Consider the following 8,364-nt stretch of genomic DNA (forward strand, 5'->3'; position numbering starts at 1 on the left):
ATTTTTTTCATACAAGGGTTTATAAAAATGTTATAATTATGTAAACAAAAGCTTGGAATTCATAGGAGGATTAAGATGCTGTCACATAAGGGAACGCAGACTTTAGAAACTGAAAGGCTTTTATTACATAAATTTAAGCTAAGTGATGCAGAGTGTATGTTTAAGAACTGGGCAACAGATAGCGAAGTGTGTAAGTTCTTGAGTTGGAAGCCGCAGAAAGACTTAATTGAGACAAAACAGATAGTTGAAAGCTGGGTAAATGCATATAGTTTTGATTATTATAATTGGGCAATAGAATTAAAGTCTACAAGTGAGATAATAGGTCAAATATCCCTGATGAGTTTGGATGAAAAAAATCTTTCCTGTACTACTGGATATAACTTAGGAAGACTATTTTGGGGCAAAGGATATATGATGGAAGCATTAAATATTGTTATTGACTATTTGTTTAAAGAGGTTGGTATCAACAGAATAGAAGCCAGGCATAATACTCTTAATATTGCCTCGGGCAGGGTAATGCAGAAGTCAGGAATGAGATTTGAAGGCATATTACGGCAGGCTAAAATCAATAAGTATGGGGAATTTTATGATCTAGCAGTATATTCAATACTGAGATCTGATTTTAAAGAGGTAATAGTGTGATTAGAGATAAAATATAATTTGATATACAATAGTAAAGTGGCTCATAAGATAGGGCCTTTTCATTTACATATTGGCATTTTACTAGATATATTTAATAAAATATATCATAAAAGCTGGAAGGTTAATAGTTAGCTAGTAAAATATATAGTATAATTGTTTTGGCTAAAATTTAAATTTTAATTTAGTAGCTAAAATAATTATAAATATTATTATATATAGATTTAGATAAACTAAAAATTATGCAAAAGAGAGGTTATTTTATGAAATTAATATCCTATGATACAAGAGATGATGAAAGAAATGACTTTGCAGAAATATCAAAAAAACTTAACGTAGAAATCACTTTGGTAGATGAGAAATTGAATGAGAAAACTGCAGAATTAGCTAAAGGTTTTGACGGTGTGACTATTTTAGGGCATAGTCAGGTAACTGCAGCAGTTTTAGATAAATTAGATGAGTTAAATATCAAGTATCTTGCAACAAGAACTGTTGGATATAACAATATTGATATTGAGTATGCAAGAAGTAAAAGCATAAGAGTAAGTAATGCTTATTATGCTCCAAATGGGGTAGCGGATTATACTATAATGCTTATACTTATGTGTATAAGACATTATAAACAAGCTATGTTTAGAGGGAATGTTAATGATTACTCCTTAGTAGGACTTCAAGGAAAAGAAATGAAGGATTTGACTATTGGAGTTATAGGTACAGGAAAAATAGGAGCAACAGTAATTGACGGTCTAAAGGGGTTTGGTTCTAGAATATTAGCTTACGATAAATTTGAAAATGATAAAGTAAAAGAAAAAGCAACATATGTAGATTTAGATACCTTATACAAAGAATCTGACGTCATAACTCTTCACACACCTTTATTAGAAAGTACTTACCACATGATAAATGATGAATCTATTAATAAGATGAAAGATAATGTAGTATTAATCAACTGTGCAAGAGGGGAATTGATGAATATTCCAGCCTTAATCAATGGTATTGAGACTAGAAAAATAGGTGCACTTGGATTAGACGTTTTTGAAAACGAAGAGGGAATCTACCATTTAGATAGACGTACTGATATCATCATTAACAGAGATATGGCTTATTTAAGACAATTTCCAAATGTTATAATGACTCAGCACATGGCTTTTTATACTGATGCAGCAGTGACAAGCATGGTAAATAGTGCTGTTAATAGTCTAGTATCTTTTATCAATACTGGTGAAAGTGATTATGAGATTAAATAAATATATAAACTTTGATTTTTGCTGAAGTTAATGAATTCCGAAAAGAATAATATGAATCGAAACTATAACTAAAGCACTGTTATTTATTGTGAACCGCTCCTGTTAATTAGACAGGGGAGTACAATGAGGATGCAGTGCTTTTATTATTATATGTACAGCTTTATTAATAAATGGTTTTGTTAGCTCAATGATTACTGTAAGAATATAAGAATTTTTAAATTTAAGAATTTAAGAAGATAAAAATTTATAGGAATAATGCGGGTTTTCCACAATAATGTAGTTTTATTATGCTATAATGTTTTCAAATGAGCACTGCATATAAACTGCTTTTAGATTGTAAATATATAATGCTTGCTAAATGGTGCAGAAAATGCAAGGTATTATATTCTATATCTTGTTATGATAGTAAATGAAAGGGGAGATGGATATGGATTGGCTAGAAAAAATGAATGGTGCTATTAAGTATATCGAAGAAAACTTGACTAATAATATTGCTTATAGTGATGTGGCTAAAATAGCATGCTGTTCAGAATATCATTTTCAAAGAATGTTCTCATTTATAACTGAAGTGACTTTAGCGGAATATATAAGGAGAAGAAGACTTACCTTAGCTGCTTTGGAGCTTCAGGGCTCAAGTTTGAAAGTAATTGATGTTGCTTTAAAGTATGGATATGAATCTCCAGAAGCCTTTACCAGAGCTTTTAGAAACTTACATGGAGTTTCACCAACCTTTGCTAGAGAAAAGGGAACACAGCTAAAAGCCTATCCACCTATTTCTTTTAGTATATCAATAAAAGGAGATATAGAGATGAATTATAAAATAGTGGAAAAGAGTTCATTCAGATTTTTTGGAGTAGAAGAAGTAATGGATACAACTAATGGTAATAATTTAGTTAGAATACCTCAGTTGTGGCAAGAATGTTTTAAAGATGGTACAATAGAACGCTTAGTAAAAGCTCAGCCAAAAGAACTTCTAGAAGAAGGCTTTGTTACTGATGTAAATGGTATTATGTGTTATAGAGAAACTGGTGAAGAGACTTTCCCATACATGATAGGTGTATTTGATTTGGATGGAAATGCTGAAGTACCAGATGAATTTTCCGTTATCTCTGTTCCAGCATTAACATGGGTTATTTTTAGAACTGATGAACACAAAAGTTCAGAGGTTGTAGAAAAGATTCAAGCAATATGGGAAAGAATTTTTTCAGAATGGTTCCCAAGCTCAGGGTACGAACATGCAGAAGGACCTGAACTTGAAGTATACTATAATGCAGAAGGTGATAGAAACTACTCAGAGGTATGGATACCGGTAGTTAAGAAGCACGATTAATTTGAATTTAGAAATTTAATAAAGTATAAAACTTTAAAAGAAGATGCTAGAGTATCTTCTTTTTTTACTGTATAGGAAAATGTAATATTTTCAAGTTAGCTAAGTGTAGATATTTCAACGATTTTAGAAGCTTTTTATGGCTATACAGTAAAAAAACAAAACTAATTTACACCTAAGGATTTTTCAATAATATTTTTTAGCTCAGAATAAATGTATTTTGAATAATCAAGTGCATATAATTGCTAGAATTAAGCGAATAATAATTAACTAGAAGAGCAATATGATATAAACTGTACACGATTAGTGCTTTATGAATTATTTTATAAATAAACAAGGACTTTTTTATTAAAATTGTGAAAGGAGTAAATAAATACAGCTTTTTAGCTTATTTATTATGTAAAGATATGTTCAAGCCTAAAAGAATACTATTTGAGAAAGATTCACTAGAATACGATCTGGGTAAACAAATTCTTGACAAGTTTAAGCACAATACTCATGTGGAAATTATAAATTTAAATTCTAATAAAGTAAAACAACATATTCCAGGCGAAGATATTTCATCCCAATACATTGAGGGGAAAAGAACTATGGTTGTGGGACCTAAGAAAAGTTTAAAGTTCCAATCTTGCAAACCTTCAGCTCATTATCAGCTTCCTTTAGTGTCTGGATGTATGGGTCAATGTGAATATTGCTATTTGAATACAAAGCTTGGTGATAAACCCTTCGTAAAGGTTCATGTAAATATCGATGAAATTCTAAATCAAGCTCAGAAATACATTGATGAGAGGTTACCAGAAATCACTATATTTGAAGGGTCAGCAACCTCTGATCCAGTTGCTGTTGAGCCATACACTCATTCTTTAGAGAAGGCAATAATTTATTTTGGGAAAAGTGAAAATGCGAGATTCAGATTTGTAACAAAATATAATGATGTAGATTCACTGCTTAACTTAGAGCACAATGGACATACAGAGATAAGATTTAGTATTAATACAAACACTATTATAAATAAATTTGAGCATATGACAGCTTCTAGAGATAAGAGAATAGAAGCTAGCATGAAGGTAGCCGAAGCAGGATATCCTACAGGTTTTTTAATTGCGCCAGTGTTTATTTATGAAAACTGGAAAGAAGAATACCATGATCTATTGATAGAATTAAAAAGTAAGCTTCCAGAAAATCTAAAATATCCAGTAACCTTTGAGGTAATATCACATCGCTACACAACTACAGCTAAGAATATAATACTACAGGTGTTTCCAACCAGTGAACTTCCTATGAATAATGAAGAAAGAAGTTTTAAATACGGACAATTTGGTTATGGAAAATATGTTTATCCTAAAGAAAGCCTAAGTGAGATAAAGGAGTTTTTTAGGAAAGAAATAGATGAATTATTTACTAATAAAGAAGTTAAGTATATTATATAAATTATACAAGTCTTATATTGATAAAGGCATCTTTATGAATGTAAAATTGTAAAACTATATCTCTATATATCATTGTTATTTATAAATGACTGTAGCGAAAGGTGAAAAGATGGAAGAGAACAAAAGTCCTATAAAATCAATTGATGAATATATTTTAAGTTGTCCCAAAGAGGTTCAAGAAGTTCTTAAAAACTTAAGGGAAGTAATAAAAGAAGCTGCACCAGAAGCAACTGAAAAGATTAGTTATCAGATGCCTACTTTTTTTCTTTATGGTAATTTGGTTCATTTTGCAAACTTTAAAAATCATATTGGCTTTTATCCTACTCCTAATGGAATTGAAGCTTTTAATCAGGAATTATCAAAATATAAAACTTCAAAAGGAGCAATACAGTTTCAAAAAGATGAACCGCTTCCTTATGAACTAATTAGTAGAATTGTTAAATATAGAGTTGTTGAGAATATAAAGAAAGCAGAAGAAAAGGCGGTTAATAAAAAGAAGCAGTAAAAAATAATATTTATTAATCTGTAAAAATCCTCATATACATTGAAAAAGGCAGATGCAGAAAAAATTAGCTAATGGATGTTGAATTAGCTAATTTTTTTGTGCATGAAATATAAGTTTTTAATTTTGTATATGTTGAAATATCAATAATTTTACTCATCTTTATTAAAATCTTTAAGAAGATCAACAAAGCTTTCAAGTTTAGAATCATCCCAGTTGGAGATACGGTCATAAAAATCAGATTCCTTTTCTTTTAGAGCATCTATAGTTTTTTGCCTTCCTAGTTCAGTTAAAGATAGTAATACACCTCTACGATCTTCTGGAGAAGACTCACTAATTACATATCCTAACTTTTTCAATTGATTCACAAGACGACTCACTGAGCTACGGTCCATGGCTGTTGATTCCGCCAGAACGGTAGCGCTAGTTGGACCGTAGGTGAAAAGCCAGCGTATAAGAAGAAAAGCTGCAGGTTGTAAAGAGTTATCAAAACATGTTGCAGTTCTCACATTCAATGCATGAGAGGCGCTTAATAGCATATTTAGTTGTCTACCTAACATTGATTCCAAATCCAATCTTTTATCATTTTGTGCTGTAGTAGTTTTATCCATAATTCACCTCATATAAATAACAAAATTTAATTGACATATGTCAAACAAAATTATATAGTTGACATATATCAAATATAAAACTTTAATTTCGATAAGTCAAGGAAATATGGCTTAAGTATTTTTATATTTTAATTTTTATAACTTAAGGAATATGGAGGAGATTATTATGAAAAAACAATCTACGGTAGTATTAACTGGTGCCACAAGTGGCCTTGGACAGCTCGTTGCAGGCGAATTGGCAAAGAGAGAAGTTCATCTTGTTTTGACAGCTAGGAGTAAAAGTAAAGCGGAAGAAACTAAGAGTATGCTAAAAAGTATTAATCCTGAGGTGAAGGTTGATTTCTTTTATGGAAACTTGGCATCAATGAAAGATGTAAAAAGAATAGGAGATGAGATTAGTAATACATATTCAAGTATAGATGTACTTATAAATAACGCAGGGTTACATGCCTTTGAGCAAAGAATAACTGAAGATGGTTTTTCAGAAATGATTGCAGTTAATTACTTAGCTCCTTGTTTACTGACTCACACCTTACAGCAGGCTTTAAGGAATGCAGGAAGAGCTACAGTGGTAAATGTAGCATCAGAGGCATCACGTAATCATGGAAAACTTAAACTCCCTGAGGATTTAATGGACATATCTACCTTCACAGCAAGAGAATCATCTTCACTTTATGGGAAAACTAAATTACTTGATATTATGTTTACAGGAGAACTTGCACGTATGTTTTTAGGGACTGGGGTTACAGTGAATGCACTTAATCCAGGCTTTAATGTCACAGGACTAGGCAGGGAACTTGCTTTTGCTTCAGTGCTTGAACGGATTTTAAACTTTTTACATATAGGAGATCCAAAAAGAGGTGCAGACATAATAGTTAGATTAGCCACAGAATCTAAGTATAAAGAGGTTACTGGCGGATACTTTAATGTAGGTAATGGAAAAGCTATTAAGCCTATCTATCCTTGTGGTGATAAAGAGATTGAAAACAAGCTCTGGGTTTATACTGAAGAAATATTCAAATCAAAAGGATTGTTGTAAAAGTAAAATTTTACATATAGACCAAGAAAAAAGTTTAATAAAATTCACAAATGCATTGAATTTTATGTTATCTTAATAAATACATGGATAGTATTTAAAGAGGTGATAAGATGAAGCTAGTTTTAGCCAGTGATAAATTAATAGGTGAGGTTTTAGCCAATCCAATATATACTGAAAGCGGTATAATGTATTTAAATAAAGGAAATAACATAACTTCTCGCGCTATTTCTATGCTAAAGAAAACTGGGGTTGCTACAATATATATAGAAGATGGAAATGATGAATTTGATTTACAGGAAGTATTGGCTACTCCTGCGAAGTTTGAAGCTGTAAAAGCTTTAAAGGTAATATATGATGAGGCAAAAAGTAGAGAGTATATAAATGAGATGAAGGTATCTCAAGTTGTTAAAGAAATTATGGAAAATATAAACTTATCAGAAAATGCTGCATTGATAAGCAATTTAGTGCCAAATGATGAGATTTCTAGATTAGCAATCCATTCTTTAGATGTTGCAACTCTATGTCTAATGGTTGGTATTAGAAAAAAATATGATGAGAAAAAGATATTAAAATTAGGTATTGCAGCTTTGCTTCATGATATAGGTAAGTTGTTTACAGATGATAAGGAGCATGTAAAAAAAGCACAAGAGATACTAAAGAAAAATCCATCTATAATGTCTACTACATATATGGCTGTTTATTATATGTATGAAAGAGAAGATGGTTCAGGTCTATTTGGAGCAATTGGAGAAAAAATTCATGAGTTTGCTAAGATACTTGGGATATGTAATGATTATATAAACTATATAAGCGGAGAAAAACCAATGCTCCCTCATATAGCAATAGAAAAGATTACAACCGAAGCAGTAACTAAATATAGTGAAGAAATATACAAGGACTTCTTACACTCCATATACTGTTACCCAAATGGTTTACAGGTTAGGTTAAATAATGGACTTACAGGTATAGTAGTTATGCAAAATAAAAATGCCACCACTAGACCTGTGTTAATTGTAAAAAATGATGAAGGGTATAGATTCTGTAACTTACTTGAATCGGAAAATCTTACACTATTTATTGAAGAAGTTATTATATAAATACAATTTTAAAAAACTGAAAATCATTATAATGATTATAGGAAGGAGCTTTTAAAGTATTATAAAAGTTCCTTCCTTTAGATATATTTAAGACTAAGTTATATTTTAAAATGTTTTTATTTCGTAAAAATCAGCATACTATAGATAAGCTACTTCATATTAGAATTTATCCAAATAAAGCTTCGTAGAACCATCGAAAGCTTTATTTGGAGTTTAATGACTGAAGTAGTTTATCAGTTCAGCGGAATAGATAATCCAGTTCTTTTCAATACAACTAAGAGATACTTCTATTAACTATTAATGTAAGATAATTATCAAATATAGATTCTATTTGGAACTGGTTTATCTATATAGGTATCCCAGATTAAAGTTTAAGTTATACAAGGTAGTTTCTGGCATATGCTAACGAACAAATCTCATCCTTTTTCGAATTAAGTTCGATAAAGATATTTTTAATATCTGAAATAAGTTC

8 protein-coding genes are annotated in these 8,364 nt (G+C 30.6%); 7 read left to right on the forward strand and 1 reads right to left on the reverse strand.

Annotation, left to right across the window (positions count from 1 at the left end; translation table 11 throughout):
- The first annotated feature begins 75 nt into the window (after window positions 1-75).
- The 5 genes from JHL18_RS22380 (at window position 76) to JHL18_RS22400 (ending at window position 5,148) form a co-directional block, all read left to right on the forward strand.
- Window positions 76-642 carry a GNAT family N-acetyltransferase gene (locus JHL18_RS22380; protein ID WP_200273389.1) on the forward strand — a complete coding sequence of 189 codons (567 nt, stop codon included), beginning with the start codon at window positions 76-78 and terminating at the stop codon, window positions 640-642.
- A gap of 260 nt (window positions 643-902) precedes the next feature.
- Window positions 903-1,886: a D-isomer specific 2-hydroxyacid dehydrogenase family protein gene (locus tag JHL18_RS22385; protein WP_200273391.1), complete on the forward strand. Its 984-nt coding sequence runs from the start codon at window positions 903-905 to the stop codon at window positions 1,884-1,886.
- Between the two features lie 427 nt (window positions 1,887-2,313).
- The gene (locus tag JHL18_RS22390; RefSeq protein ID WP_200273393.1) at window positions 2,314-3,216 is read left to right on the forward strand and encodes an AraC family transcriptional regulator; all 903 of its coding nucleotides are present in this window, start codon (window positions 2,314-2,316) and stop codon (window positions 3,214-3,216) included.
- A 404-nt stretch (window positions 3,217-3,620) separates the two neighbouring features.
- Window positions 3,621-4,643 (forward strand): spore photoproduct lyase, encoded by a 1,023-nt coding sequence (splB, locus tag JHL18_RS22395; RefSeq protein ID WP_200273395.1) that lies wholly within the window; start codon window positions 3,621-3,623, stop codon window positions 4,641-4,643.
- 109 nt (window positions 4,644-4,752) lie between these two features.
- Entirely contained in the window at window positions 4,753-5,148 is a 396-nt protein-coding gene (locus JHL18_RS22400) for an iron chaperone (RefSeq protein ID WP_200273397.1), read from the forward strand.
- Between the two features lie 149 nt (window positions 5,149-5,297).
- Here JHL18_RS22400 and JHL18_RS22405 read toward each other — a convergent pair whose 3' ends face one another.
- Window positions 5,298-5,756 (reverse strand): MarR family winged helix-turn-helix transcriptional regulator, encoded by a 459-nt coding sequence (locus JHL18_RS22405; RefSeq protein WP_200273399.1) that lies wholly within the window; start codon window positions 5,754-5,756, stop codon window positions 5,298-5,300.
- 166 nt (window positions 5,757-5,922) lie between these two features.
- Here JHL18_RS22405 and JHL18_RS22410 point away from each other — a divergent pair, with 166 nt between their 5' ends.
- Together JHL18_RS22410 and JHL18_RS22415 are read left to right on the forward strand one after the other, a co-directional pair.
- Window positions 5,923-6,795 carry an SDR family NAD(P)-dependent oxidoreductase gene (locus JHL18_RS22410; RefSeq protein WP_200273401.1) on the forward strand — a complete coding sequence of 291 codons (873 nt, stop codon included), beginning with the start codon at window positions 5,923-5,925 and terminating at the stop codon, window positions 6,793-6,795.
- A 110-nt stretch (window positions 6,796-6,905) separates the two neighbouring features.
- A complete protein-coding gene (locus JHL18_RS22415) occupies window positions 6,906-7,892 on the forward strand; it encodes an HD-GYP domain-containing protein (protein WP_200273403.1) in 987 nt (328 codons plus the stop codon).
- Window positions 7,893-8,364: the final 472 nt, after the last annotated feature.

Source organism: Clostridium yunnanense (genome assembly GCF_016595795.1).
Taxonomy (GTDB): Bacteria; Bacillota; Clostridia; order Clostridiales; family Clostridiaceae; genus Clostridium_AR; species Clostridium_AR yunnanense.

What these genes read in the sequence shown, in the direction of transcription:
- JHL18_RS22400 (WP_200273397.1), top strand. Translation starts at nt 4,753, where the DNA reads ATGGAAGAGAACAAAAGTCCTATAAAATCAATTGATGAATATATTTTA.
- JHL18_RS22410 (WP_200273401.1), top strand. Translation starts at nt 5,923, where the DNA reads ATGAAAAAACAATCTACGGTAGTATTAACTGGTGCCACAAGTGGCCTT.
- JHL18_RS22390 (WP_200273393.1), top strand. Translation starts at nt 2,314, where the DNA reads ATGGATTGGCTAGAAAAAATGAATGGTGCTATTAAGTATATCGAAGAA.
- JHL18_RS22415 (WP_200273403.1), top strand. Translation starts at nt 6,906, where the DNA reads ATGAAGCTAGTTTTAGCCAGTGATAAATTAATAGGTGAGGTTTTAGCC.
- JHL18_RS22385 (WP_200273391.1), top strand. Translation starts at nt 903, where the DNA reads ATGAAATTAATATCCTATGATACAAGAGATGATGAAAGAAATGACTTT.
- JHL18_RS22380 (WP_200273389.1), top strand. Translation starts at nt 76, where the DNA reads ATGCTGTCACATAAGGGAACGCAGACTTTAGAAACTGAAAGGCTTTTA.
- splB (WP_200273395.1), top strand. Translation starts at nt 3,621, where the DNA reads ATGTTCAAGCCTAAAAGAATACTATTTGAGAAAGATTCACTAGAATAC.
- JHL18_RS22405 (WP_200273399.1), bottom strand. Translation starts at nt 5,756, where the DNA reads ATGGATAAAACTACTACAGCACAAAATGATAAAAGATTGGATTTGGAA.